This window comes from Candidatus Wallbacteria bacterium, assembly GCA_028687545.1.
GTDB lineage: Bacteria > Muiribacteriota > JAQTZZ01 > JAQTZZ01 > JAQTZZ01 > JAQTZZ01.
In genome coordinates this window covers 65,865-91,305 of record JAQTZZ010000005.1, presented here as the reverse complement: position 1 = coordinate 91,305, position 25,441 = coordinate 65,865, and the positions used below count along the sequence as shown (strand labels likewise).

Below are 25,441 nucleotides of genomic sequence, written 5' to 3'. Positions count from 1 at the left end.
CTAAAATGCTAGTTTTGAAAGTGCTCATATGATTTACTTTCTAGTCGGAATATTCTTACTGATTACAGGCAGCATCACTTCCCTGTTCTTCCCTGAAAATCGGAAAGGACAGATTGTTTCAGCTTTCACTGCCCTGGCAACCTTTTGCTTATTCGTGAGTGTACTTCCGGTTTTGTCAGGCAGTAGACTTTACCCTACTCTCGGATTTTCACATCTTTTAACAGGAACAGTCGATCTGACAATCGATCCTTTGTCTGCATTTTTCGTTCTTACCATTTCAATCTTAAGTATGATCACAACAATTTATGCCTGCGGTTATCTGAAATCCGATCAGGATAAGGGAAAACAGACAGCGCTTCAGTTTTTCTTCCTGCCTCTCTTGACTTGTTCGATGCTTCTGGTTGTCACTCTGAGAAATGGCCTGGCATTTTTATTTGCCTGGGAATTGATGTCAATGGCTTCGTATTTTCTGATCACTTATGAAAATGATAATCGGGAAGTATTCGCTGCTGGAATCGAGTATCTGATTTTCACTCATCTGAGCCTGATCATCCTCTCCATCGGATTCGTCCTGCTGGCCAACCGCTCAGGCAGCTACAGTTTCGACACATTCCGTTTTGCCATCTCCACTTTCCAGCACCCTGGCCTGATCTTCATCCTCTTCTTTTGCGGTTTCAGCCTGAAAGCAGGCTTTATCCCGTTCCACATCTGGCTGCCTCGGGCTCACCCTGCCGCACCCAGCCATGTCTCAGGACTGATGTCAGGAGTGATGATTAAAACCGGAATTTACGGAATCGCCAGAATTCTGACATTCATGGATACAATTCCTTTCTGGCTGGGCTTTCTGGTGCTGGCAGTCTCCACCTTTTCAGCAGTGGTTGGAGTATTGTTCGCACTCGCTCAGCATGATCTGAAACGGTTGCTTGCCTATCACAGCGTGGAAAACATCGGAATCATTGGAATGGGCATGGGAATAGGCATGCTGGGCATCTCCACCGGCAACAGTACCGTGGCTTTTCTGGGCTTCGCGGGAGCCTTCCTGCATGTACTCAATCACTCGCTTTTCAAAGCCCTGCTCTTTTTCGGGGCAGGAGCGGTCTATAGAGCAACACATCTGCGTGACATTGAGCTGTTGGGCGGGTTGATCAAGTCCATGCCGTTTACAGCGGCCTTCTTTCTCGTTGGCTCAATGGCCATCTCAGGGCTGCCGCCTTTCAATGGATTTGTCAGCGAATTTCTGATTTATTTTGCCCTTCTCAAGGCTTCCCTGATCAGACTCCCGGTGCTGATCTTAATTTCAGTGGCAGCCATTTCCTTTCTGTCCTTTGTGGGAGTAATGGCGATGATGTGCTTCTCCAAAGCTTTCAGCATTGTCTTCCTGGGACTGCCGAGAAGTCCTGCAGCATCGGAAGTGCGAACCGAAGCCGACCGGTTGATGCTTCTTCCGATGGCCGCCCTCTCGGCCCTCTGCATCCTGATCGGCTTCCTGCCGCAGCTTGCGCTCGGGATTGTCAACAGCGCTGCGCAACAGTTCACAGGAATCTCGGCCAAAGCGATCCCATCGCTTGCTGTCCTGAACCAGATCTCTCTGATTTCAGTGGCACTGGTGACAGTGACACTTGTTTTGTTCTCTCTGCGCAGACGGCTGCTTACGGGACATGAGTCCTCATTTAAAACCTGGGACTGCGGTTATCAGAAAGGAAGCATCCGGCTTCAATATACTGCTTCTTCATTCGTAAGCCGTTTCCTGGTTCTGATGAAGCCTATGCTTAACGGTGAAACAGATTTATCGCCACCCAAAGGTTTATTCCCGCTCAAAGCTTCTTTTTCATCACACAGTCATGATCTGTTCCGGAACTTTTTCATGAATCCCCTGCACAGATTATATTTCTGGCTTCAGAAGAATCTGAGCTGGATCCAGAGCGGCAGTACACAACAATATATAAAATACGGCCTTATCTTCCTGCTGCTGGCTTTGCTGGGGGCTGTAGGGATGATGCCATGACTCTTCTGAATCTACTGATCATCTTTGTTTTCCCCCTGCTTTTTATCGGTATAATAAACTGTGAAAAAGCTTGGTGGGCCGGACGAATCGGTCCCAGGCTCCTGCAACCGTATCATGATTTTATCCGTCTTCTGAAGAAAGGAACTGTCATCAGCACGACATCTTCCCAGATCTTCGGCATTGCTCCAGCGCTCAATCTGGGAGCAGTGATACTGGCAGGCCTGCTGCTGCCACTGGTCAATAAGAAGTCGCTCCTGAGCTTCGAAGGTGACTTCATCGTCTTTGCCTATCTTCTGGCTCTGGCTAAATTCGCATCCATCCTCTCAGCAATGGACGTCGGTTCCAGCTTTGAAGGAATGGGAGCCAGCCGTCGCATCACTTTTTCGGCATTCGTCGAACCGGCTTTTCTAATGATACTGGCAACACTTGCCACAACCAGCGGCTGCACATCGTTTTCCCGGATTTTTGATGTGCTGCGTTCTGCGCCTCAGGTACAGATCTTAAGCATCGGACTCTGCTCCGCGGCTTTTTTCATCATGCTGCTGACAGAAGGCTCCAGAGTACCTGTGGATGATCCCAACACCCATCTTGAACTGACGATGATCCATGAAGTCATGATCCTTGATAACTCCGGTCCGGACCTGGCTTACTACACTCTCGCCCACGCTATGGAAATGGTTTTTATCAGCAGTCTGATCGCAGCTCTGATCCTGCCGGTATATTCCTCGATCCTGATAGCCTTCGTAGCTTTCACGGCAATTTTAATCGTACTGGCACTTGCAATTGCCATCTGCGAAATTTCCATGGCCAGGCTCAGGATGAGCCATATCCCCCAGTATATTTACTTCATGAATTCGCTCGCCTGTATCCTGCTCTTCGCCATGATCCTGATACTGTTCGCTGGGAGGAAATAAATGGCAAATGCCCTGATCATACTCTTTGGAATCACCATCTTCTACATTTCTTCCACCAGCCGGATCGAAGGTTACATCAAGGCTCTCTCATTCCAGGGGCTTCTGCTCTTTCTACTGATCTCCATGGAAATCAACAAGATTCCACTCCTCGCCTCCACACTCCTGATAATTGAAACTCTGGGATTGAAAACTTTCCTGATACCCTGGTTTCTCATGCACATTGTTCGCAAGAACAACATTTACCGGGAAATCGAACCCAACATCCCGAGTTTTTACTCTGTGGTGCTGACCACCCTGATTTTTTCCTTCGGATTCTTCGTAGCTTTCTGGACCACCAGATCCCCTTCGAACATCCAGGCCGTCTACTTCAGCATTTCAATTTCAGCGATAATTTCAGGATTATTGATCATCCTCAACCGCAAGAAGATCATCACCCACATCATGGGTTTCATGATCCTGGAAAACGGCACTTTCCTGCTGTCACTCGCTGTGGCTGAGGAGATGCCGCTGCTGGTTAATCTGGGAATGCTCCTGGACATTTTCGTGGGTGTGTTCCTGCTCGGAATCATGGTAACCAGAATCCATACCTCGTTTGAAGAACTGGACGTAGACATCCTGACAAACCTTAAGGACTGACATGATCAGATTGAACATGATCCAGCTGCTGCTGTTTACCCCCCTGGTGCTAATACCAGTGCTTCTGCTGTTTCGGAAAAAAATTCTCAACAGAATCGGCCTGCTGGGCTACGCTATTACCTACCTCATTTCTACAGCCTGCCTGATAGCAGTCCCGGAGCGGTATACGAATTATTTTGCAGTGGACCCTCTGAACATTGTCTTTCTGGCAATCCAGGCCCTGGTATTTTCCAGCGTAGCCTTCTACCACATCTATTTCTTAAAAGCCCATAATTACTCCAGGGAATGGGACACCTATTACACTTCGTTACTGCTTTTGTTCGTCCTCTGCATGACCGGAATGCTGCTTGCCACACATCTGGGACTTTTCTGGGTGCTGATCGAAGCTACGACTCTGGTCACAGCTCCGTTCCTGTTCGATGAGAAGAGCAAGGCATCACTGGAAGCCGCCTGGAAATACCTGTTCATCTGCTCAATCGGCATTTCTTTCGCCTTTGTAGGATTGACCCTGCTTTTTCTTGGAGCCCAGCAGATTAATTCGCTTTTCTTCCAGGACCTGGTAGCATCCGCGGACAAAATCAACCCGTTCTGGCTCCTGATGTCTTTCGTTTTCATCCTGGTAGGATTCGGCACCAAGGCCGGATTGTCGCCTCTCCACTCCTGGCTGCCTGACGCACATTCCGAGGCACCTTCCCCGATTTCAGCCATGCTTTCCGGGACCCTGCTCAATGCAGCCATGCTGGGTATCTTCAGGGTGTTCAGAATTATGGAGCAGGCCAGACTCGATCATTATCCCAGAATTCTCCTGATCACGATGGGTTTCCTGTCAGTAACCATCTGCGCTATCTATACTCTGAAAACCTGCAGTTTCAAGCGAATGCTGGCATATTCGTCTGTAGAGCATATCGGCATCATCGCGCTGGCGGTGGGAATCGGCAAGGCCGCTGCCCTGGCTGCAATCATCCACCTGGTAGGGCACTCTCTTTCCAAGACAGTGCTTTTCCTTACATCAGGGAATATCTATGACCGTTTTCACACGAAACAGATCGACGAAGTACATGGAATTCTGGAATCAGACCCTATCTCAGGCTGGATCTGGTTCCTTGGTTTTCTGAGTATCGCAGCTTTTCCGCCCTTCCCTCTCTTTTTCTCTGAATTTCTGATTCTGAAAGCCCTGTTTATCGGCGGTCATTGGCTGCTGGCGATGATTCTTTTTCTGCTTTTAACCATTGTGATGTATGGAATGGGCAATGCTTTCCTGGGCATGGGATTCGGTAAAGGGATGATTCCCCCGGCCAGAATCCATATTTTTTCGCTGCTGCCGCAGATCGTGCTGCTTCTTCTGCTGCTGCTTACTTCGCTGCTTCCCGGCGGGCTCTTCGCCCTGCTGGAGAGAGCAGGTAATTTTATTTAAGTCAGAGGAGTAAAATGGACTGGCTGATTGCAAGTAACAATTCTTCGATCAAGCTTGCGGACATCCCGTTTCCATCATTCAATGAATTCAGGTCGGAAATCATTGACCTCTGCAGCAGTGGATTCAGGGTCTGCGCTTTTTTCGGGCATAAGGTCAAAAACGGAGTCAACATTTACGCGATCCTTTCCGCTGATGATGCCCCCAAACTGGCAATCTCCTCCTCAGTGCTTGCCGAAAAATCCCGCTATCCATCGATCACTCCGAAAATCCCATCATTCCATGCCTTTGAACGGGAACTTTTTGAAGAATTCGGCTTGTATCCGGAGGGACACCCCTGGCTGAAACCAGTGCGTTACTCGTACAACTCAACTTGCGGAAAAATGGAAGACTATCCTTTTTTCTCCATGTCAGGCGAGGAAATCCATGAAGTCGGAGTAGGTCCGGTACATGCAGGGATCATCGAACCAGGGCATTTCAGATTCATGTGCAACGGCGAACGGGTCTTCCATCTGGAAATCCAGCTCGGCTACCAGCACAGGGGAGTGGAAACACTGCTGCTCGACCGCCCTGAACTTAAACCAAATTTCCGTCATCACCTGGCTGAATCGATCGCCGGTGATTCCACCATCGCCCATGTCACTGCCTACTGCTCACTGATCGAAGCTCTGACCGGCTGTGAAACTCCTCCCAGAGCCAGATTCATCAGAACCGTCGCACAGGAACTCGAAAGGGCAGCCTGTCATCTCGGGGACCTTTCAGCGCTCGCGAACGATGTGGCCTACCTTCCGGCCAGCTCATTCTACGGTAACTTCAGGACACCACTGATCAACACCCTCCAGGCCATCTGCGGCAACAGATTCGGAAAAGGCTTAGTGTGTCCCGGTGGTGTCAGCTTTGACCTGCCGAAGGAATCGATCGATAAAATCGGGAAAACTCTTGCAGATACACTGGCCGGATTCAACCTGATCAGCAGGGATCTGTTTTCCTCGGTTACAGTGCTTTCCAGATTCGAAAAAACCGGCATAGTGGATAAACCCACTGCCGACTCCATAGGTCTGACCGGACTGGCCGGTCGAGCTTCAGGACTCGCCAGGGACATCCGCACCGATCATCCCTATGCTTACTATTCAGTGAAACCGATAGACACATTCACCCAGGCAAGCGGAGATGTCTTTGCCAGAGCCTATCAGAGATTTGAAGAAGCCAGGGCATCCCTTCAATACCTGATCATGATACTTCCTGACTGGCAGGAGGGCGGATTGGTCAGCAGTCCCGGACAGATAAACCCTGATTCTCTCGCTGTTTCACTCACTGAGGGCTGGCGTGGGGAGGTGCTGCATGCTGCAATCACTGATGATGCCGGCAGGATAGTAAAGTATAAAGTGAAAGACCCATCCTTCTGTAACTGGTATGGCCTGGCGCTCGCCGTCAGGAACCAGGAAATATCGGATTTTCCGCTCTGCAACAAAAGTTTCAACCTGTCTTATTGCGGTAATGATCTATAGGAGAAACCATGCTGGGATGCGCTAGATTAAGACTCAAGTTCGGGAACTTGGCAATTGCTGACCTCAAAGCCGCAAAACTCGCAGCTCCCTTCAGGGGTCTGCCCGAGCTGGTGAATGGAAAATGCCCGGAAAATTGCAGCCAGTGCCTGAAAACCTGCCCGACTGGAGCCGTCTCCTTTGCTCCGCTGATGATCGACCTGGGCCGCTGTATCTTCTGCGGGGACTGTGCCCGGGAATGTCCGGAAAAAGCCATCTCTTTTTCCAGCTTCCATAAAACCGGCACCAACAGCCGTGAATTCCTGAAAGTCGGTCAGATCACTGCCGATGACTATCTGAAAAACTCCATAGTCCCTGACGAATCAGTGAGGAAAATCTTCGGGAAATCCCTGAAGTTGAGGCAGGTGTCCGCTGCAGGCTGCAATTCCTGCGAAATGGAGCTGAACGCCTGCGGGAACGTGAATTTCGACCTGGGAAGATTCGGGATCGAGTTCGTGGCATCTCCGAGACATGCCGACGGGATCGTGATCACAGGGCCTGTCTCGAAGAACATGGCTCCTGCCCTGCTCGACACATACCGTTCGATACCAGACCCGAAGATCGTGATTGCAACCGGTGCCTGCGCGATCAGCGGCGGAGTTTTCGCAGGTTCGCCTGCCCTGGACAGATCCTTTTTTGAACAGGTCAAGGTTGATCTGTTCATCCCCGGCTGCCCGATCCATCCCCTGACATTCATCAATGCATTGCTGGATTATCTGAAGATTTAATGCTTCAGCTTTTCTTCCAGGATCGGTATGATCCGTTCCGACAGCAGCAGTTTTTTGATCTTTTCACTGGTCCCTTTTTTTCTCAAAGGAAGCATCTGATTGGCGAGCTTTTCTGAGATCGCGTCTTTTTCCAGCCTGAAGTGCGGTGCATCCATACTTCTCACTTCATTGAACACAGACTCGATCTTTGAAAGATAGTCTTTTTCATCGTATTCGAGCGCAGGTGGAAGCTTGTCGCGCACTTTTTCCAGCACCTGGTTCATGATTCTGTCTTTCATTTTCTCATATTTTGCCGCAGGCATGGCCTGAATCCTTTCCAGGCCTTTGGCGACACCCTGACCAGGCTCTGCCTGGCCGATGCGATTCTGGCTGACACGTGGAACTATGCAGGGTTTATAGGCCTCCAGGGCGCATTTCTGGAAATCCAATAGCTTTGCTTCAACCTCGTCCGCGATCCCGTCCAGCCTGGTCTCGGCTTCTTTAGCGGTATCCTCGACCAGTTTCCTGTTCCGTTCGAATCTCTGCTTGTCAGGGTCTTCGAGGATGGTGCGGCCCTGTCCGACCTGATCACGGATCGCAGATAAGTTCTGGACGATTTCGGATTTGCGCTCTGATATTTTCTGAAACGAGTCGTTGCGGATTTTACCCACTTCCCTGGCTTTTCCCAGGATGAACTGCATCTGTTCAGGCTTGAGGTCAAGCCCATTTAATAGATTCAGGATCTGAATGTCTTCCCTCAGAGCCTTGGCTTCAGAAATTTCGTCTTCAGCAGCAGACACACAACCTGCAAAAAATAAAATCGCCAGGGAAAAAAACATTTTTTTCATGAAATCTCCTTTACAGATAAAAACGTAAGGGCGGATTTCAAATCCGCCCTTATGCCTGTATTGACAATGGTTACTGATCAATTCAATTCCCGATCAGATCATTGACCTGTTGATCAATGATTGTGATTATTTCTTCAGTCGTATAGCTGGGGTCCGGGGTTGGTGCCGGAGTCGGTGCCGGCGCCGGAGTCGGATTTGGAGCTGGTGTCGGGTCAGGTGCAGGAGTGGGATTAGGAGCCGGTGTTGGAGCCGGCGTCGGGTCAGGTGCAGGGGTGGGATTAGGAGCCGGTGCTGGAGCTGGCGTTGGATTTGGAGCTGGTGTTGGAGCTGGATTAGGGTCAGGTGCAGGGTCGGGAGTCGGAATCGGGATTGGAATCCAGGGTGAAGGGTCTGGATCAGGGGCAGGATCCGGATTAGGATCTGGCGATGGATTCGGACTTGGACCTGGATCCACTCCGCCTTTATAATCCACATAAGCATTGTAGCAGCCTACATTGCATTTTCCGTATTCGATATACATGAAACCTGATTCTCCCCAGTTTCTTCCCCAGGAATTCTTCAAAATCCAGCATCCGCTGCCTTTGCTGTCGTCCCAGCCTATCAGAGCTACGATGTGATTAGTTGAATATTGATTGTCATGATTGAAGATTCCGCCTGAGTAATGCGAAAAGCTGCTGTCAGCTGCAATACAGGTGGACACAGCTCCGTAAGTATAGATCGCCTGCTTGATCTGGTCGACGTAGTCATCCACATATCCACAGCTTGAAGCTTTATATGGTCTGTTAGTGCCGGATTTGCAGGAGCAGTCATAAGCCTGGTATGGATACTCTTTTTCCAGCGAGCCACCGTAGTTTTTGAAGTATTTGATTACATCCAGCCCGCCGCCATTGCAACTGTATCCCCATGGATTGCAATCCAGAAGATCCTGTTCAGCAAGGTCGATTTCTTTTTTATCCTTGATCATGATCGCTGATTCCATGGCCGCAGTTGCCCCGAAAGCCCAGCAGCTTCCGCAACTTTTCTGATGCTTGACTGCAGACACTCCATTCTGCTCGCGCCAGTCCCATTTGTCAGGCAGACGGTCTTTTCTGGCCGGGAATCGCTTGAGACTGGCTTTGACTATCTCGCCCATATTTTCCGGGATGATTGCACCTGTCACTTTGTCAAGACTCGCACAATCCGGCACCGCATCTATGGAAACAGTGTACAATCCGCCTTCAGCTCTGGCGACTGCCTCCACTTCCTGGAGAACTTTGCGGCTGTCAAACATCCGATATGGAGAATTGACGCCTGCCGATAGATTTGCGGGAGAAAAAAAGATGGAAATCAGGATCAGAAGAAATACTGCCCTCATTACTCATACCCCCTGCTTACCACTTATCTGAATACTATACTATAATTATAGTCAGGTCAGGACCTTTTTCAAGGACATTCGGACTTAAGTCATTTAATGTAAATTTACACCAGGATCACATTTTCCCATGGGACAGTACTATGATCTGGGCTGCATCCACGTATTCGTTGCCGTCGACATGCACGGTTTTGTCCTCGCTTACAGTCCCCACGTAAACCAGCTTATTATAGAGGAGCAGTTGCTTGAGCCGCAGCTTGTCTGTAACCAGTGATCTGGGAATCTCGGTCCCGAGATTCAGGCAGTTGAATTCGTATCCTTCAGGAGATGTCAGATGCCTGAAGAGAGGGTCTATATTCTTCTGGAAAGTCACCTGGGTCAGGTATTTTCCAGCAAGTTTCTGGGAGAGGATCGTATTCCTGTATTTGCTGTTCTGATTGAGTATTTCCTCATTAGCCGGGTCTTCAAGGATAGTGCTGATCCTGTACAGGAAAGGATCGTCTGATCCGAAAAGGGTAAGAATGTATAGAGTCAGCAGAAACGAGGCCTTGTCCTCCAGGTTGATGATTACATGGTCGTAGTTTTCCTCTTTCAGTTTCATGATCAGATCACGGTCAAAATACTGGTCCTGCACATCCAGTACAATGTTGGAGGAATGGAATTGTTCCTTTGACCGCTCGTCCAGAAAGCTGTCCAGATTCCAGAACCTGTGATGATTTCCGATCATGCAGATCTTTCTTTGTACTATTTCTGAAGGTCCCTCGATTTTTTTTATTCCGATGGGATCATATTTAATTCTGTTATCGAATTCCACGCTGTTTTCATTTTCTGCGGCCATGATCAGCCAGTCTCCAGCTTCCAGTTTGCGGCCGCAAGGCGCAAGCACGAGTTCAAACCCTTTGGCCGAGGATTTCGTAAATCCAAGCAGCACGCCCCGGCAGAATTTAACGTTCAGGTCTTCGAAAGTCATTTCATTGTCCAAACCTAGATGCCTATAACGGTTGGGATCAAGGAAGTAGATCTCCCTGCCATAGTAAGAGAGCAGCTCATGATAAATTTTGTAATAGGAAATATCCACAATAGATTGGCTCATCACCCTGGATATTACTTCCATCGGATTAACTGTGATAAAAATTGGTTCTCCGTTAGGCAATGCTTGAGCTCTTACTATCTCCTGCACCTTCAGAGTATCCGTGATTTCGATCGAACACTTGAATGGTTTGCGTTCAGAAAACCTGCGATTCACCTCAGCGCTGAACTCAGGATTGTTAGTGAGAACAGAAAAGATCCTGATGTTGTTGATGTCTGAACTGAGTTCATCAGCCTGGTCCTGATCCTTCAGAATGATCAATCCCAGCGCTGAAAGCGCTGATACATGCTCATAGCACTCGAAGCGATACAGATCCCCGTGTTTCACGTAAACACTCAGATACGGGAAAATGGTAAAATCCATTTCAGAGCAGAACTGCATTACTTTCTCGCTGTCACCGAGCAGAATCACCACGTCAGCGGTTTTATCCAGGTCCGAATATTTCTGATTCACCTCTTCCAGAATGTGCCTGATTTTACTGTTTCTGTTGATGATCAGCAGCTGGCCTGAATTTCTGTATGGACTGGAACCTGATTTCAGATTGCCGATGAAGTTTTCCAGAGCTGTCGAAAGTACTGAGATGATGAAGCCGTATACAGTGAGCCCGATGATGAGCATGATGAAACCGAAGAAATAATTAAGCCTGGTTCCCCCGAGATCAGAGTAATATGACGGATCGACGAACAGCTGGAAACTCTGTCCTGAAGATCCGATCAGGGGGGCCAGCGAAAAAACCAGCACCGCGCTGATCAGGAGTATAACCAGAAGCTGCAGCCACAAAGGGGCCAGGGCTAGTCCGTCCAGTGAAAACAGTCGCTTCATTCTAGCTTTCAGAATCACTTTTTTCATCTGTACCTTCTTTACCTGATATTTTATAACATCAGTATCCTGAATTTCCAGAATATAATAAAAAAGTCAGACTGCCTGCCTTTGATTAAGAAGTCATCAGCAAGATCAGCCCTATCCAACTTGTAAAAACCACCGATAGAAATTGAAAACATCTGGGGGACCTGCTAAATTTAAACCATGAAACAGGGAAAAAAAGGAGCGTTCCACTGGCTCAAGCTCCAGGTCATCAGGCTGGCATCAGCCAAGGCGACCTCACATGGGATTGCGCTTGGTTTTGCAGTCGGAACACTGGTCAGCATCGTGTCTCCTCCAGGTCTTCACCTGCTGCTGGGCCTGGCTGTAGCTTTTCTTATCCCCTACCTCAACAAAGTGTCTGTCCTGATTTCCATTGCCTTCTGGAACCCGCTCCTGCTCGTTCCGGTATATTCACTCAGCATTTCCCTGGGAACAATACTTTTAAGCACACTGCCTGAATCAAATTTCGACCTGCATATCCTGAATCATCTCTATCATTTCTCCATAAAATTCATGGCAGGCAGTTCAATCATAGGCATTCCTGTTTCCATCTTATCTTACTTCCTGGTAAAAAAGGGTGTGGATGTTTATCGAGAAAAAAGGGCTGCCAGGCTTAAGAAAAAAAATGATTCCTTTAATCAATTGACTTGATCCCACCTTTTTTCAAGATCAATTATTTTTGTAGAAATCTTTTCCAGGAAACAACGGTCATGCGTAGCAAAGATCAAGGTCCCCCGAAACATGGTAAGAGCATCTTCCAGCTCTTCCCTGGCCATCAGTTCCAGATGATTGGTGGGCTCGTCCAGCAAAAGGACATTTGCTCCGGAGCAGATGATCCTGGCCAGCATCGTTTTCATCATCTCACCCCTGCTGAGCGTGCTGATTTTCTGCAGCACTTTGTCTCTCCTGAGATTGAGGCAGCCCAGAATCGTACGGCTGAATTCCTCCCTACGAGCATCATGTCCTGAAACTTCATCCAGAATATTGTTTTGCGGATCAAGTATTGAAATGTCCTGGGCATAATACCCGATCCTGGCACACGGAACCCAGATTACCGAGCCTTCATGTTGAGCGTCATGACCGGCCAGTATCCTCAGCAGTGTAGATTTCCCGCAGCCATTCCTGCCCACTAAGCCAAGCCTCATCCCATTTTCCACCTCCAGGGAAAAATCGTTCAACACCTGATTTTCTCCATACTTCTTTCCCAGATTGTCAACCCGGAGTACAATCGCGTTTTCCAGAACCGCACCGTCGAATCTGATCTTCCGTTCTTTGTCCAGCACCGGTTTCCGGGCTTCCTCCTTTTCAATGATCCGGCTGATCCGACTCTGAATGTTCACCGCCCGTTTCATGGCTCTCCGGGCGTCATTGGTGATGCTGCGATACGAATGAGAGCCATTGCGGCTTGTTTCCCGCTGGAAACTCTCCGCCCATTTCTTCTTTTCCAGAAGGTCGGACTTGAGCTGCCTGATCTTTTTCTGCTGCTGAATGTGAAGTTCCATTTTCTGTTCAGTTTCCAGCTTTTTTTCAGTTGTGAAAATGGTATAATTTCCGGAACGCATCTGCACTCTTCCATCAATTTCCCAGATCTCTTCAGAACATAAATCCAGGAATCTCCGGTCATGGCTGATTACGAGATATGGAATTCTGCAGTGCAGCAGATAGTTTTCCAGCCATTCCAGATTTTTCAGATCCAGGTGATTGGTGGGTTCATCCAGCAGCAGCAGGTCCGGATCAGTCAGCAGCAGCCTGCAGAGTGCGACTCTGGTCTTCTCACCTCCACTGAATGAATCCAGCCTCTTTTCAAGGTCAGTGAAGCCGAATCTGGAAGCAGCAATGGTGATCTTCTCCGGAAACAGGGGATCATAGTCAGGAAAAGCCCGGAGATAATCCAGAATAGTTTCTCCCCCAGCGCTTTCCAGCTCTTGAGGAAGATACCCGATTCTTAATCCTTTCTTTCTGGATATCTCGCCTGATTCAGGATCCAGTTCTCTCAGAATCAATCTGAAAAGCGTGGACTTTCCTGACCCGTTTTTTCCAATGATGCCGACTCTGGAATTTTCATGAATCGTAAAATTCAGGTCCTGGAAAAGCCATTTTTCGTCGTATCTGTATGAGATTTTAGAACTCTGCAATAACATAAATCCTCCTCTGTGCTTTGGGAACAAAGCCGAATTAATCAAACCATGGACATAAAGTCCGTTTGATCAGAAAATAATAAATGAGAACTCTATGAGCCTGGAGATTATGAAATGAAGTTGAAAGTCTTCATCGCAGTGTGATCCTTAAATTTGATAATATAATATTACGGTAGTTTGTCCTAATTGTCCATTTTTTTCACTGATTTATTTTTTTATTGAATTCCCAAATTCGTGGAGCGCCAGATTTGGACATTCTGCCGGCTGCTCTATATACTGATGAATAAATGCTCCAGAATATTAAAAAGCCAACTCTTCTTCTTGATAAGGAACGCTGCCTGATAAATATCCGGGCTATGGCAGACAAGGCCAAAAAAAGCCAAGTGCGTCTCAGGCCTCATTTCAAGACACACCAGTCGGCTCTCGTAGGCGACTGGATCCGTGAGCAAGGATGCAGCCAGATCACAGTGTCTTCTGTAGCAATGGCAGTGCATTTTACAGAATGGGACTTCAACGACATTACCATCGCCATTCCTCTGAATATCCGAGAACTCGACGAGATCTACCAGCTGTCGGAAAAGATAAAGCTGGGCGTGCTCGTGGAATCTCTGGAAACGATAAAATGGATAGAGCCAGGCAAAAAAATCGAGATCTGGATCAAAGTGGACTGCGGCTATCACAGGACAGGAGTTTCCTGGGAAGATATCGATACCATGGATTCACTCCTTTCAGAGATTGATCAGCGGAATCTCAAATTCAAAGGATTTCTGACCCATTCAGGACATGCTTACAAAGCCGGGTCCAGGGAGGAAATCATCAACCTTTATGACGAAACTGTCGCAAAACTGAATTTTCTGAAAAAAGGTTATCTCAGCCAGTATCCATCTCTCGAGCTTTCAACAGGTGACACTCCTTCCTGCAGCCTGATCCCGGATTTCAAGGCAGTCGACGAAGTCAGGCCTGGAAATTACGTTTTTTACGACACAATGCAGTTGAGGCTTGGCAGCTGTACTGAAGAACAGATCGCCGTAGCTCTGGCAGCCCCGGTAATAGCGATTCACCCTGAGCGGAACGAATTCGTCGTCTATGGCGGGGCTGTGCATCTGTCAAAGGAATTTCTGAAAGAATCCGACGGTTCACAGAATTTCGGACTGGTCTGCCCGTTGCTTGAAAACGGCTGGGGCAAGAGTTACAAAGACACCAGAGTCTCAGCACTGTCTCAGGAGCATGGAGTGATCAGGACAACCACGGAAATCCTCAAAACCCTGAAAATCGGAGATCTGGTGGCGATCCTGCCAGTCCATTCCTGCCTGACTGCTGATCTGATGCAGGAGTATCTCATTATTTAGAAACAGTTAAAACTGCAAATCGCAGATTTGTGAGTTTTTACTGTTTCTTAACCCCCGCAGCACTAAGACGCTACTGTGTATTGGTGCGTAGCGGGGTTTAGAACACTTCAAACTTCAATGTTAACTCGCTAACCTGGACAAAGTTAAGCTGCTCCTGCGTCATTGTTGCAATGTCTCCAGCGCTTTCTCCCTACCTCCGGATTTCAGCACCAGCGCTTTTGCAAGCAAAGCTTCAGGCGTTATGTCCGGTGTCTTCTCGAAATATCCGGATTCGTTATCCAGAAACATGATCGTGAACAGCAGAAGATTCAGATTGTCCGGATTTTCCAGATGGCGTTGGTATAGGAAATCAAAAATCCGATCACAGGACCCAGGGTAGCCGCATTTGATAAGCTCTTTTGCGGCATCGATGCTATGCGGATTTTCATTCAGGCTTTCCATGAAACATTCAATCGCCCCGTCAATGTCTTCTCTGTTGTGCTTGAACTGTCCTATCATGCATAGCAGGATTGATTTATCGGAATCGTCAAGCACAGACTGGGTGAGTTTTTCCATGACTTCAACCATGCCTTCCTTTCCCTTCCAGAGATTAGTTTCAAAAACCTGGACGCAAGGGTTAACAGTGTATGCAGGATAGGTATTCATAAATTCAAGAGCTCTCTCATACCATCCAAGCGAAAGAAGCAGGTCAAAGAGATGCTTACCCGAGCAGGTTTTGCAGCAATTGACCTGTTTGTCAGTTCCAGAGGATTCCAGCACATCATAAAAATATTGCATAGCTCTGACGGGAACATCTTTTTCAAGAACCACCCCGAGATGTAGATTCAGCAGTTCCATTTTTTTCTCAGACCCTATGATCTCCAGATAATCAGCAGGCTCTAGTTCAGCGTACTTCAGCAGGACAGAAGCAATGGACATCCTGTCATCAGCAGAAAAAAGAAACTGATGAATAAAAACCGGCTCTTGAATTCGCAAGTGGGCTGCCACCAGCTCATCCCAATTGCTGCCAGAAAGCTTGATAAAAAGCCTGTCCAGGTCTGAAGTGAAATTATTGCTAGATATCTCACGGCCAAGCTCAATGGTTGCTTCATCATCTTTTCCCAGTTGATGCCAGCAGGCAGCCCTGGCCAGATTCAAATGCGCTGGAAAAAACTCAGTCACACCCGGTTTTCCCATGATCCTGAGAGCTTCCCTGTAATCCCCGCAGGACATGGCGATGCAGGCCCTGGCAAAGACATTGGCTACAGCCGCACCTGCAACCAGCCTGGCTTTGAGAATAGACAGAAGTTTTTTCTTGTCGGCCGGATATTCAAAGTGTTTTCCCTGGAGAGTAAAGCTGTCCATGTACTTTGAAACAAAGAATACATCTTTTTCCATTAACCCAGCCCTGTCTTCTTCAGATGCTCGAAAAACCTGATGCACAATTTTCTTATCATCTGTCAGAAAGATATCCGACCAGGACAGCTTGCCATGGACCAGCCCTTTGCCATGTTCTTCACAGATAAAGTCCAGAATTCTGTGAAGCAATGTGAAAGGCAGGGAGAATTCGTCCGGTGGATTCTGATCCAGAAAGTGCTGCGTTCTTTTCCGTTCGACTTTACCTGTCTCAGTTTCCAGCAAGTAAAGCAGCAGGCAATGGTCATAGTGCCAAACACAATGAATAAAATCCTTGAAAAAACTCAACTTTTCTTTCTCCCCTTTTCCTTTCATCCTGACCTCCATTGAATTTTATTGTTGAGAATGAATTAACACTTCCCGTGCCAACAAGAAGGCAGGCTGAAATCTAAGGTTTTCGGGTAAGACAAGTAGCTGACACTTGAACTGATCATCAATTTTAGATCAGCAGTAATCAATATTTTCAATAATTACGACATCATATTCGCTAATCCGTCATTCCTGCGTAAGCAGGAATCCATCTGTCCCCTATTCTTCAGACCTCACCAGGAAAAAATCAAACTCTGGCACGCTTCTTGTTAATTCATTTTCATGAAACTCAACGAACACTGCCAAGAATCACTCCGCCTGTTCGGCAAGCCCTGGACTGAGCTGCATCAGTGGCTGGACGAATTCGCCGGTGTGCCTGGAGTCGGCTTCCGCCACCGCAGATTCAGGCATCATGAAGCCGGGATAAGGACAGCAGTGATTATTTTTGGCCCTGAAGCAGAATCACCAGCCAGGCGGCACATCATGTCTGATCTGGCGGAAGAAGGGTGGAAGGAGGGTGTTGATCCATTTCCGGCGGATGCGGAGCAGTATAAAAAGATGGGGTTCTTTTGAAAAAGAAGCAGAATTGTCCAACTTCAAGTTTACATTAATCAGTAAACTCATTATACTGAAAAAAAGCTTTTGCAAAGGAGGCAGAGGCATTGTAAATCATTGCAGCTAAATTGCGTTAGCACTGAAAATTGCCGAATCTTAGTAAAGTTTTAATCATGGAGGAAACTGAATGAAACCAGTCAAATCTTCAGCTGACAAACCCAGGGAAATTGCCAAGGATAAAAACCTTGAGTTTATGCAGGATGCAGTGAAATCAATAGATAGCGTTTTTGGGGAAGGCTTTGCCAAAGCCAACCCAGAACTTGTCGGCGCTTTTCTTCTGTCATGCACATTGAATTCCCAGTTAGACAAAATTGAAGATAAGCTGGGTGATATTATTAGCGAGCTTTCGTCGCTGGGTGATATTAGTAGCGAGCTTTCGTCTATTGAATCTTCAATTGAAAATTTGTCGCCAGAAGAAGCGTGATACAAGTCCTCTGGCATACCCAGTATTGAAGCTTCAATTGAAGGTTTGTCGCCATGAAGTTTTCTCAAGCTGCACGGGAAGATCGAATCCCGACATTGACCGATTCTTTCCAGAAAAATGATTTTGAGCAATCAAAGTCAATCATTGATAGATTAAATGGTATTGCCAAGAAAACATGGATTTGCTCAAGGAGCTGATGCTCCTGATCGATCCGGAAATAGTTCTCTGCGGCGGCACTTTCGGGTTGTTTGAAAAATTGTCAGAACCGCTGAAGCCGATCGGAGATACTGGGTTTGTTTATTCAACAGGCAAAACAGTGGTGATTGACTACTGGCACCCGGCTGTCTTTTCGTATCCTGATAAAATGTGCTATTACGCGCTCTGTACGCTGATTCAGAAGGCAGGGATTTCTAATCAACGAAGCACACACCTAGCTGCACATCATGTCTGTTATGTGGGGAAGATTGGGTTTTAGAGATAAATTAGGGTTACACCTAATTTCAGCAAAAAGTAGCGCGCAAGAGTTTAAGCGTCATAGTTTTTTTCTATAATAAATTCAATTTTTTTTTGGTTTTCGGAACTTGGCAGTTTTCCATATAGCAATATGAATCTTTCAGGAAGTCTCGACTCTAAGTTTTTTTCTTCAAAGTAGCTCTTAATTTTCTTTTTATTCAGACCGTCTACTTTCAGCGAGTCAATTGAATCAGCTATCGCATATCCTTGCCCAATAGCCGCAAAAATGAACTTTGTTGTTTCATTACACAGTGAATATTTTTTATCCTCTTTTTTCGAAAACTTACCTGTACATGGGTCCAATTCTTTAACCGAATTTTTTTCTGGTGATTCCGATTCAGATAAGCGACATAATTTAAGCAAATCTTCTTCAAATGAAGGATATGTATCTGGCATGAATTTTATTTCAAAAACTACTTGGATCCTTTTGTTCGAGCATATAATGATGTCAGGGATCGTACCTTCAGCATAAAATTGAGGTTCCACGAATATTTTTTCTTCATTGAAATATAAACGCAGAGCTCTGTAAAGGGAAGCTTGTAGGCAACGTTCAGAATTTATTAACCCATTTTCATAGTCAAATTTCACATCAAACTGCCAAGCTTTTTTGATTTTTTCATAAACGTCTGACATTAGGCCTCCAAAATTAATTAAACATGTTAACTTAATGTCACCTTTTGTCCACCGCTTCTTTGCGATTTGTAATCATAATTCGGATCGTAGTCCACATGCCCGAACAATTCGATAATGTTCATCTGTTTCCTGCGCTGGATATATTCTTTCAGCGCTGCCAGAACCGCTTCTTTCTCGGATTTATGCTCGCCAATCCTGCAGGCTTCGTCAAGCAGCTTCTTTTGAACGGCAATCGTGCATGTCATCGGAACTCCAAACTCTTTTTACTTAATTCTACTCAAAAATTCTGTCCAGGGCAACAAGTTCGAAAATCAACATAAAAACTCTTTACTGTATCCACAATTGAAACTTCATATCCTCCTGAAATTCTGCAGCACCAGCTTCACATCAGTCCAGATCTCCCCGAACCTGAGCAAAACCCGGCGGTCATGAAAATCGTCGCACAGTTCGTGGAACATGTAGCAGCATTTTTTGTCCAGGAGCGGAAAGGAACTGTCAATTCCATAGCTTTCGCTCCAGTCATTGCCGTCACAATAAAGACACACCTTGTTAGTGAAAGCAAATCCACTGTTGCTTCTCAGATAGTAACAGGGATCACCTTCAAGCTTATCGTAGTCCGGGTCTGACTTGCGCAATATGAAGCCGATCTCCACTTCAATTTCATGGTCGCTCAGGAAGCGGTCTTTGCTTCTGATCCGCCTGTTCACCAAAGCCCTCAGCCTGATCACTTCCTTCTGGATCGCAAATTCCAGATCAGTCAGCTTCCTGTTCAGCCTGTTGAAACCTGCAAATTCTTCTTTGGTATAGGGCTTGAAAGGTTTCTTGTACCTTTTCCACTGCTTCTTCAAGTTTCCATGTTTGCATCTGTGGCAATGCCAAGGACAGTCTGGTGGCCTGTCGTCCAGTATCTGGCCGAGTTCACGGCAGAGAAAGGGATCTGGAATCTCCTTGCTCATGTTTTCTCCGCAGTGTTTTCTGTCTGCCGGAATTCATCGACAATCTTACGGAACACGGAATTTTCAGCCAGAATTTGAGCGATCCCTTTACCAAGAAATTCCAGTATGCCCGTATCATGGTGATCGGAGCAGAGGAAATCGCTTAAGGGTTTTCTTGCGAGTATTGCGTAGAACGGATTTTTATATTTCGTTCCATCGATTTGCTCGAATCCGCTCAATTCAGCTTTGCCGAGCATTTCGTTCAGCTTGTTGAAATCCACTTCCCCCACTATCACCCCACATTCAACGTCAGGTATTGCCTGGTCTTTCAGCATTAAAGCCGGATAGCCCTGATCATCAACACAGCTCTTGTTCCTGTTGGAAATCCCGCAGATCAGCCAGACTGGTGAAGCATTCGGGTCTGGTCCGGAAAAAAGCAGAACTCCATAATGGAAACTGTAAATGAGTTCACCCCAGAGCATTTTGTATTCAAGCCCTTTTTCCCTGGCAAAAGCCTCCAGTGGCCCGGTAAAAGTTTCGCTGATTCGCAGGTTCAACGAATTCAGCTTGTCGAGATAGGTTATGTACATACCGATGCTGGCAAGTTCGGAAAGAGTGAAGTTTTCAGATGTCATACCCTGCCTCCTTAAAAATTCAAGAAGTTCTGCTATGATTTCGTTTTCAGACGAAAATTTTTCAAGCAGCCCTGCCAAATTACCCCATGTGAAATTACCGAGATATTCCGGTCTGTTGATTGCTGCTCTGGAATAATCCTTTAAAAGCAAAGGGCTGATCAGCGCAACATGGCATTTCTGATCTCCAGCCAGCGAATTCTGTTTTTTTAGAACATCGCAGTAATGCTGTATCTGATTTATCGGATCGCCTTGATCATTGCAGTCTTCCCAAGGGCTGCTCCCCGTTTTGTGCTCCACAAACAGGCAGTGCCGGTTTCCTGAATGTGTCCAATAGATCATCAGATCAATTCTGCAGGTGTCTAAAGATTGTTGTGTGATAATTTCAAAGTCCTCAGACTGAATCTGAGGTTTGCCATGAATCATTTGCAGATATGAGTTCAGAATAGCCTTATTCTTTCCCAGAACATAAGCAAAAGCCTGAGTCAGAAAATCCTCCATGGGCTTACGATCCGGTCTGGGCCGGTAGCCGAATAGAGAATCGAAAATGTTCAGTTCAGGCTTTTTGTTCATTTCTCATCCCTCAGCCATCTCCCTCAACTTCTCCCACAGCTTCACCATAGCCAGCGTATCCTGTCCGCAGTAAACAAGCAGCGCTTTCCTGGTACTGGTGACTTCTTCCGGAGTCATGCCAGGCAGATCCGCATAGGCTTTCATGGCCTGGTCGCCATTGCCGATTTCGAGATTGTCGTAACTCATGTCTGGAATAAAGGCAGGCAGCACTTCCTTGATGGAGTATGTGCCGCACTGCTTCCAGTCATATGCCCAGCGTTTCTGGAATGGAGTGGCCAGATTGATCATGGAGTCAATGATTTTTTCGATCCTGACTTTGTGGGTTGGATAGATTTCAGCAAGTTCTCTGAGCCGGGTTGCTTCAAACGAACTGTTGTATGCCAGCACACAGCCTTTTTCCGGCAGGTCCCTGAGCAGGTTTTTCAGGAATTCAGGCTTTGGGTCTTTGCCATGCTCAGCCAGAAATTCCTTGTGAATCAGCTTGCCGCCTTCGCGTTCCAGGATATGGAGCGAGTATTGAAACGGGTTCTGCTGATATGGCCAGTCTCCGTCATAGAGAGGTATGGCATTCTGCACTGTCTCGAAATCAAGGAAACAGAGCGGGTAACTCAGTGTATTCAGAAAATCTTTGATATTTTCAGGCTCAAGATGCCTGTCTTTTGAGATATGGCATTCCACCTGGATCTGCTGATTCCTGCTCAGTTCATTGAGCGGAACTTCCTCCAATTTCAGGATTCCCTGCTTGTAAAGCCTGGCTTTGAGAGCATTCGAACCGCACAGGCCGAATACATTGTATTCAGGCAGATGCTCTCTGCAGAAATCGAAGAACTCGCATTTGTATGGATCAGTGCAGTGAGAGCCGATCCCGATTTCAGGCATGCCGGCAGCAAGCGCTTCCCTCGCTTTTTCGGCCTCTGCGCTTATTTTTTCCAGATTAGCTCCGAGTTCATCAGTCAGATTCACAGGGTTGAAGAGCTTGTCCAGCTCCAACTCACCCTGCCTGATGTACTGATTGTTCAGGTGCATGAGAAAGGCTTTCTTCAACTTCAGACCCGCTCCGCGCAGGATATGCACCTGCACTGCCAGGTCATTATAGTGATAATCCTTGACACTGGCTGAAGCCTTAACCTCATAAAGCTCGAATCCATCCCTTTTCCTGACCAGCAGGTCAGTCTTGCAGAACAGGCCCTCATGATCAAAGGCAGCTTCGTAAATCACGGGCGTTTTGCTCGCAAGCAGTTCCTGAGTCAGAGCAAGCTGCCGGCTGATGTCCTGTCCGTCGAATTCCACCAGCGCTCCGCCAGGGAAAAGGCCCCTGGCTAGGTCGCCTATCTGGTATCCGACAAAAACCTCTGCAGGCATTTCCGCTTGTTCCAGCAGGTCTGGTCTATGCACCTGCAGCCAGAGCCTTTTGTGGCACTGCAGCCAGGCAGTGTACTTGGATTTGGAGAGACCATACCCTTTTTTCCGATTCGAGTCCTGCATCATAACCTCCGATCATTACTCAGAGAATTTCTGTTGTATTATGTCTTTAATTTTCTCTAAAGTAAACGTAAGTTACCCGTTGAAAATTAATTAACACTTTCCGTGCCATTTCAGCTATAATTAATTCATGAGGAGGGCAGATGCTTGCTTACCGAAAGTATATCACCATAAAAAATGCTGGGAGTCTGATCCTGAAGGATCTTCCTTTTACTCCAGGCCAGAAAGTCGAAGTTCTGATCATCGCAGAGGAAGAAAAGAAGCAGAATCTGCTGAAGAAATTCAAGGGTCTGGTTTCGAAAACCAGGAAAGAGATCAGGACCACGATCAGCGAGAAGGTTATTGCCGGAGAAGTCAAAGCAGTTCGCAGGAAAAATGCAGGTAATCGTTGATACAAACATACTGATTTCAGCAATCATCAGAGATAGAATTCCTGAAGAAGTAATCTCTTTCATCATTCAGAATCCAGAAATTGAATGGGTCGCTTCAAAGGAAATCCTCAAAGAATACAATGAAGTACTTGGCAGAAAGAAGTTTGGTCTTTCCGCTGATACGGTAGCAGACTGGAAGAATATTTTCCGTGAACTTGTAACTGTTGAAGTACCTGATAATAATCTTAATTTTCCAAGAGATCCTAAGGATACCTGCTTCCTGGCATGTGCCGCCCAAACTGGAGCAGAATATCTCATTACAGGCGACAAAGACCTTAGAAGCATCGAGAAATTCACTGGAACAAAAATCATTTCAGCTGCTCAATTCAAAAAGACTGTCATGAAAGCCTGATTGGTTTCTTTCATTAATTTTTGATCATTCCTAATCAATATTTGACAATTATCTTTGCGGTTTGGTAGTCTTTCCTTATGAAAAACATCAAAACATACCTGATCAGCATGCTCAGCTCTGAAGGCGCTACAGCCGCTGCTTTGTACTTGAAAGCTCACCCTGAAGTTAATCTTGTGATCAGCAGCGCTGGCAAGCTTCCTGACAAGCTGGATTTTCTCAGTCACGATAAAGGCGCGCAGATCGTGATACTCGGCCTTGGCTATTATGAGAGATTCGAGGAAATGTCCACAGCCCTGCGGAAGCTATCCAGCTCAGGCTGCACAATTCTCTGGCTGAACTGCAAGCTCGACTTGTCTGAAATCAAGGGGCTTAAACTGAAAAACCTGGAGTTCAGGGAGGATTTTTCAAAGGAAATTTCTGAACTCACTGCTGATTATCTGAAAAAAGACGCTGACAAATCCATACTCTGCTGCCTCGATAAGGATCAAGGATGGGCGAATCTTTACGAGGACGCCGCATTCAGGGTTTTCAACCTGCGGGACTATGATGTATACCCTGCTTTTATCAGTAAGCTGGCAGGCATTTCGGATCTGGACGCAGACGACAAGGCAGTCAAGGCTGGCAAGGGATTCTCCAGCAATCATCTGCTGGGCAGGGCTCAGGTGATGAAGGATCTCAAGGACAGCATTGCGGACATTGGCATGGACAGCCTCTGCTCAGTGCTCATTCATGGCGAAACAGGTACTGGAAAGGAAACCGTGGCTCTGGCACTTCACAGGGCCAGCAAACGAAAATGCAGGCCTTTCATAGCTGTCAATTGCGCCAATTTCACGGCAGGGTTCCTGGATTCCGAGCTGTTCGGGCATGAGAAAGGCTCGTTCACAGGCGCGACTGAGCGCAGGATCGGGCTGATGGAAGAAGCTGACACAGGCACACTGTTCCTGGACGAGATCGGAGAAATGCCACTCGATCTTCAGCCTAAACTTTTGCGGGTTCTTGATCACAAGCGTTTCCGACGCCTGGGCGGGAGCGCAGATCTCAAGGTGGACGTGCGCATCATCTCTGCCACAAACCGCGACCTGGCCAGAGCCTGCAATGAAGGAAAATTCAGGTCTGATCTATATTACAGACTGTCAGAAACGACCATCCTCACCCCTGCCCTTCGGGAACACAGGGAAGACATCCCGCTGATCGCCCATCATATCCTGCGCAGTATCTGCGACATGCGGGAGCGAGAACTGATACAGCTTGATAAAAACATGAAGCAGAAGCTGATGGCACTGGACTGGCCTGGCAATGTGCGTGAACTGCATAATCGCCTGATCCATGCCGTAATCAGGAATAACTGGAGTTTCAGCGCCGCGCCCGGCAAAGAAAGCGACACCGGCATCCAGACTCTGGAACAGCATTCCATCGAATACATCAGGAAAATTTATGAACTGATGAACAAGAACCAGACGCACACTGCCAGAGCGCTGGATATTTCGATAAATACGCTTAAAAAGTATCTTTAATCTGAATCACTCTCACTGAATAATATTTTACTTAGTTTATCATAGCTCAAACTTTACGAATTCATCTGGTTTAACCAAAAAAACAAACAATCCTTTACTCGGATGATTACTGTTCTCAATCTCTTGACCAATGTTGAAATAGTTAATTTTTTGATTAATAGGTTGTATGAAAAGAATACTAATTCCTAGAAATGGCCGATTCATACATTTTTCCTCACGATATTTCTTAAGTTTCTCAACATCTCTTTTTATACCTTGTTTTTCTCCAAATCTAATAGCAGGAATATCGCCAAGCATAAGATATTTTAACTCAACAGCAGCTCGGATAGGTTGCCGCCAGAAAGGATCGTTTGCTGAACCGTCGGCTAGTTTGTCATAATGGATGATATAGTTTCTATCAATTAAAACGACATCCATTTTTTTAAAGCGCTCTTCACATGGATACTCACAATGAACAAGAGCAGTTTGTATTGATTTTCCACCACCATAGTCCATCGGTTTATAACATCCACCACCAATTTCAACTCGGTCTTCTCGAAATTTCTTATACAATTTATAGTACAAAAAAGCTTGAAGATCGCGCTCATAAAGGAAATCGAATGGATGTTTTTGAAATGCTTTAATTAGATCGTTGATTCCAGTATAAAAAGCATCAATATCTTTCTCGGTCTTAAGGTTGTCCAATCATCCTCCATAACTCATAGTTAGATTTACAATATGTTATCATATTTCTACATCTGAACTACTTAATCTCGTCTTCCAGATGCACGAACATT

At 46.6% G+C, this 25,441-nt stretch carries 25 protein-coding genes; 14 read left to right on the top strand and 11 right to left on the bottom strand.

The window, feature by feature from the left end; genetic code table 11:
• Positions 1-28: 28 nt before the first annotated feature.
• Genes PHW04_03715 through PHW04_03690 form a run of 6 tightly spaced genes read left to right on the top strand, consistent with a single transcriptional unit; the run spans position 29 to position 7,238 of the window.
• Positions 29-2,005 (top strand): proton-conducting transporter membrane subunit, encoded by a 1,977-nt coding sequence (locus PHW04_03715; protein MDD2714987.1) that lies wholly within the window; start codon positions 29-31, stop codon positions 2,003-2,005.
• Positions 2,002-2,919 (top strand): NADH-quinone oxidoreductase subunit H, encoded by a 918-nt coding sequence (locus PHW04_03710; GenBank protein MDD2714986.1) that lies wholly within the window; start codon positions 2,002-2,004, stop codon positions 2,917-2,919. Before PHW04_03715 ends, PHW04_03710 begins: the two co-directional genes overlap by 4 nt.
• Positions 2,920-3,555: a hypothetical protein gene (locus PHW04_03705; protein ID MDD2714985.1), complete on the top strand. Its 636-nt coding sequence runs from the start codon at positions 2,920-2,922 to the stop codon at positions 3,553-3,555.
• Position 3,556: 1 nt separating this feature from the next.
• Positions 3,557-4,969 carry a proton-conducting transporter membrane subunit gene (locus PHW04_03700; protein MDD2714984.1) on the top strand — a complete coding sequence of 471 codons (1,413 nt, stop codon included), beginning with the start codon at positions 3,557-3,559 and terminating at the stop codon, positions 4,967-4,969.
• 14 nt (positions 4,970-4,983) lie between these two features.
• Positions 4,984-6,474 carry an NADH-quinone oxidoreductase subunit C gene (locus PHW04_03695; GenBank protein MDD2714983.1) on the top strand — a complete coding sequence of 497 codons (1,491 nt, stop codon included), beginning with the start codon at positions 4,984-4,986 and terminating at the stop codon, positions 6,472-6,474.
• Between the two features lie 8 nt (positions 6,475-6,482).
• Entirely contained in the window at positions 6,483-7,238 is a 756-nt protein-coding gene (locus PHW04_03690) for a 4Fe-4S binding protein (protein MDD2714982.1), read from the top strand.
• On the opposite strand, the gene PHW04_03685 is transcribed toward PHW04_03690, so the two are convergent.
• The 3 genes from PHW04_03685 to PHW04_03675 all read right to left on the bottom strand — a co-directional run bounded on the left by PHW04_03685 (position 7,235) and on the right by PHW04_03675 (position 11,355).
• Positions 7,235-8,065: a hypothetical protein gene (locus tag PHW04_03685; protein MDD2714981.1), complete on the bottom strand. Its 831-nt coding sequence runs from the start codon at positions 8,063-8,065 to the stop codon at positions 7,235-7,237. The two genes, PHW04_03690 and PHW04_03685, sit on opposite strands and share 4 nt — an antisense overlap.
• Positions 8,066-8,147: 82 nt before the next feature.
• Positions 8,148-9,419, bottom strand: coding sequence for a C1 family peptidase (locus tag PHW04_03680; protein MDD2714980.1), 1,272 nt, complete (start codon positions 9,417-9,419; stop codon positions 8,148-8,150).
• A 115-nt stretch (positions 9,420-9,534) separates the two neighbouring features.
• Complete coding sequence (locus tag PHW04_03675) at positions 9,535-11,355, bottom strand: hypothetical protein (protein MDD2714979.1); 1,821 nt, start codon at positions 11,353-11,355, stop codon at positions 9,535-9,537.
• A gap of 177 nt (positions 11,356-11,532) precedes the next feature.
• On the opposite strand from PHW04_03675, the gene PHW04_03670 reads away from it, so the two are divergent.
• Complete coding sequence (locus PHW04_03670) at positions 11,533-12,021, top strand: DUF2062 domain-containing protein (GenBank protein ID MDD2714978.1); 489 nt, start codon at positions 11,533-11,535, stop codon at positions 12,019-12,021.
• Here the strand turns inward: PHW04_03670 and PHW04_03665 are convergent.
• Positions 12,009-13,511, bottom strand: a complete 1,503-nt coding sequence (locus PHW04_03665) for an ABC-F family ATP-binding cassette domain-containing protein (protein ID MDD2714977.1) — start codon at positions 13,509-13,511, stop codon at positions 12,009-12,011. The two genes, PHW04_03670 and PHW04_03665, sit on opposite strands and share 13 nt — an antisense overlap.
• Positions 13,512-13,795: 284 nt before the next feature.
• Between PHW04_03665 and PHW04_03660 the strand changes: the two genes are divergently transcribed.
• A complete protein-coding gene (locus PHW04_03660) occupies positions 13,796-14,857 on the top strand; it encodes an alanine racemase (protein MDD2714976.1) in 1,062 nt (353 codons plus the stop codon).
• A gap of 159 nt (positions 14,858-15,016) precedes the next feature.
• On the opposite strand, the gene PHW04_03655 is transcribed toward PHW04_03660, so the two are convergent.
• Positions 15,017-16,567, bottom strand: coding sequence for a hypothetical protein (locus PHW04_03655; GenBank protein MDD2714975.1), 1,551 nt, complete (start codon positions 16,565-16,567; stop codon positions 15,017-15,019).
• Between the two features lie 276 nt (positions 16,568-16,843).
• Here PHW04_03655 and PHW04_03650 point away from each other — a divergent pair, with 276 nt between their 5' ends.
• The 3 genes from PHW04_03650 (at position 16,844) to PHW04_03640 (ending at position 18,075) form a co-directional block, all read left to right on the top strand.
• On the top strand, positions 16,844-17,134 hold the full coding sequence (locus tag PHW04_03650) for a hypothetical protein (GenBank protein MDD2714974.1): 291 nt from the start codon (positions 16,844-16,846) through the stop codon (positions 17,132-17,134).
• A 169-nt stretch (positions 17,135-17,303) separates the two neighbouring features.
• Positions 17,304-17,600, top strand: coding sequence for a hypothetical protein (locus PHW04_03645; protein MDD2714973.1), 297 nt, complete (start codon positions 17,304-17,306; stop codon positions 17,598-17,600).
• Between the two features lie 175 nt (positions 17,601-17,775).
• Positions 17,776-18,075: a hypothetical protein gene (locus tag PHW04_03640; GenBank protein MDD2714972.1), complete on the top strand. Its 300-nt coding sequence runs from the start codon at positions 17,776-17,778 to the stop codon at positions 18,073-18,075.
• 50 nt (positions 18,076-18,125) lie between these two features.
• Here PHW04_03640 and PHW04_03635 read toward each other — a convergent pair whose 3' ends face one another.
• From PHW04_03635 to PHW04_03615, 5 genes are all read right to left on the bottom strand, one after another.
• Positions 18,126-18,746: a hypothetical protein gene (locus PHW04_03635; protein ID MDD2714971.1), complete on the bottom strand. Its 621-nt coding sequence runs from the start codon at positions 18,744-18,746 to the stop codon at positions 18,126-18,128.
• Positions 18,747-18,772: 26 nt separating this feature from the next.
• Positions 18,773-18,991, bottom strand: coding sequence for a type II toxin-antitoxin system VapB family antitoxin (locus PHW04_03630; protein ID MDD2714970.1), 219 nt, complete (start codon positions 18,989-18,991; stop codon positions 18,773-18,775).
• 105 nt (positions 18,992-19,096) lie between these two features.
• Positions 19,097-19,702: a hypothetical protein gene (locus PHW04_03625; GenBank protein ID MDD2714969.1), complete on the bottom strand. Its 606-nt coding sequence runs from the start codon at positions 19,700-19,702 to the stop codon at positions 19,097-19,099.
• Entirely contained in the window at positions 19,699-20,886 is a 1,188-nt protein-coding gene (locus PHW04_03620; GenBank protein MDD2714968.1) for a hypothetical protein, read from the bottom strand. The genes PHW04_03625 and PHW04_03620 overlap by 4 nt, the downstream gene beginning before the upstream one ends.
• A gap of 3 nt (positions 20,887-20,889) precedes the next feature.
• The gene (locus tag PHW04_03615) at positions 20,890-22,371 is read right to left on the bottom strand and encodes a DUF2779 domain-containing protein (protein MDD2714967.1); all 1,482 of its coding nucleotides are present in this window, start codon (positions 22,369-22,371) and stop codon (positions 20,890-20,892) included.
• A gap of 140 nt (positions 22,372-22,511) precedes the next feature.
• Here PHW04_03615 and PHW04_03610 point away from each other — a divergent pair, with 140 nt between their 5' ends.
• From PHW04_03610 to PHW04_03600, 3 genes are all read left to right on the top strand, one after another.
• Positions 22,512-22,760 (top strand): hypothetical protein, encoded by a 249-nt coding sequence (locus tag PHW04_03610; protein ID MDD2714966.1) that lies wholly within the window; start codon positions 22,512-22,514, stop codon positions 22,758-22,760.
• Complete coding sequence (locus PHW04_03605; protein ID MDD2714965.1) at positions 22,744-23,151, top strand: putative toxin-antitoxin system toxin component, PIN family; 408 nt, start codon at positions 22,744-22,746, stop codon at positions 23,149-23,151. The genes PHW04_03610 and PHW04_03605 overlap by 17 nt, the downstream gene beginning before the upstream one ends.
• 77 nt (positions 23,152-23,228) lie before the next feature.
• Positions 23,229-24,665, top strand: a complete 1,437-nt coding sequence (locus tag PHW04_03600) for a sigma-54 dependent transcriptional regulator (protein ID MDD2714964.1) — start codon at positions 23,229-23,231, stop codon at positions 24,663-24,665.
• A gap of 39 nt (positions 24,666-24,704) precedes the next feature.
• Here the strand turns inward: PHW04_03600 and PHW04_03595 are convergent, their stop codons facing one another.
• A complete protein-coding gene (locus tag PHW04_03595; protein ID MDD2714963.1) occupies positions 24,705-25,349 on the bottom strand; it encodes a hypothetical protein in 645 nt (214 codons plus the stop codon).
• Between the last annotated feature and the right edge of the window lie 92 nt (positions 25,350-25,441).

Bases quoted from the DNA above. Each gene is read 5' to 3' on its own strand.
- PHW04_03715 (MDD2714987.1), top strand. From the start codon at position 29: ATGATTTACTTTCTAGTCGGAATATTCTTACTGATTACAGGCAGCATC.
- PHW04_03710 (MDD2714986.1), top strand. From the start codon at position 2,002: ATGACTCTTCTGAATCTACTGATCATCTTTGTTTTCCCCCTGCTTTTT.
- PHW04_03705 (MDD2714985.1), top strand. From the start codon at position 2,920: ATGGCAAATGCCCTGATCATACTCTTTGGAATCACCATCTTCTACATT.
- PHW04_03700 (MDD2714984.1), top strand. From the start codon at position 3,557: ATGATCAGATTGAACATGATCCAGCTGCTGCTGTTTACCCCCCTGGTG.
- PHW04_03695 (MDD2714983.1), top strand. From the start codon at position 4,984: ATGGACTGGCTGATTGCAAGTAACAATTCTTCGATCAAGCTTGCGGAC.
- PHW04_03690 (MDD2714982.1), top strand. From the start codon at position 6,483: ATGCTGGGATGCGCTAGATTAAGACTCAAGTTCGGGAACTTGGCAATT.
- PHW04_03685 (MDD2714981.1), bottom strand. From the start codon at position 8,065: ATGAAAAAAATGTTTTTTTCCCTGGCGATTTTATTTTTTGCAGGTTGT.
- PHW04_03680 (MDD2714980.1), bottom strand. From the start codon at position 9,419: ATGAGGGCAGTATTTCTTCTGATCCTGATTTCCATCTTTTTTTCTCCC.
- PHW04_03675 (MDD2714979.1), bottom strand. From the start codon at position 11,355: ATGAAAAAAGTGATTCTGAAAGCTAGAATGAAGCGACTGTTTTCACTG.
- PHW04_03670 (MDD2714978.1), top strand. From the start codon at position 11,533: ATGAAACAGGGAAAAAAAGGAGCGTTCCACTGGCTCAAGCTCCAGGTC.
- PHW04_03665 (MDD2714977.1), bottom strand. From the start codon at position 13,511: ATGTTATTGCAGAGTTCTAAAATCTCATACAGATACGACGAAAAATGG.
- PHW04_03660 (MDD2714976.1), top strand. From the start codon at position 13,796: ATGCTCCAGAATATTAAAAAGCCAACTCTTCTTCTTGATAAGGAACGC.
- PHW04_03655 (MDD2714975.1), bottom strand. From the start codon at position 16,567: ATGAAAGGAAAAGGGGAGAAAGAAAAGTTGAGTTTTTTCAAGGATTTT.
- PHW04_03650 (MDD2714974.1), top strand. From the start codon at position 16,844: ATGAAACTCAACGAACACTGCCAAGAATCACTCCGCCTGTTCGGCAAG.
- PHW04_03645 (MDD2714973.1), top strand. From the start codon at position 17,304: ATGAAACCAGTCAAATCTTCAGCTGACAAACCCAGGGAAATTGCCAAG.
- PHW04_03640 (MDD2714972.1), top strand. From the start codon at position 17,776: ATGGATTTGCTCAAGGAGCTGATGCTCCTGATCGATCCGGAAATAGTT.
- PHW04_03635 (MDD2714971.1), bottom strand. From the start codon at position 18,746: ATGTCAGACGTTTATGAAAAAATCAAAAAAGCTTGGCAGTTTGATGTG.
- PHW04_03630 (MDD2714970.1), bottom strand. From the start codon at position 18,991: ATGACATGCACGATTGCCGTTCAAAAGAAGCTGCTTGACGAAGCCTGC.
- PHW04_03625 (MDD2714969.1), bottom strand. From the start codon at position 19,702: ATGAGCAAGGAGATTCCAGATCCCTTTCTCTGCCGTGAACTCGGCCAG.
- PHW04_03620 (MDD2714968.1), bottom strand. From the start codon at position 20,886: ATGAACAAAAAGCCTGAACTGAACATTTTCGATTCTCTATTCGGCTAC.
- PHW04_03615 (MDD2714967.1), bottom strand. From the start codon at position 22,371: ATGCAGGACTCGAATCGGAAAAAAGGGTATGGTCTCTCCAAATCCAAG.
- PHW04_03610 (MDD2714966.1), top strand. From the start codon at position 22,512: ATGCTTGCTTACCGAAAGTATATCACCATAAAAAATGCTGGGAGTCTG.
- PHW04_03605 (MDD2714965.1), top strand. From the start codon at position 22,744: ATGCAGGTAATCGTTGATACAAACATACTGATTTCAGCAATCATCAGA.
- PHW04_03600 (MDD2714964.1), top strand. From the start codon at position 23,229: ATGAAAAACATCAAAACATACCTGATCAGCATGCTCAGCTCTGAAGGC.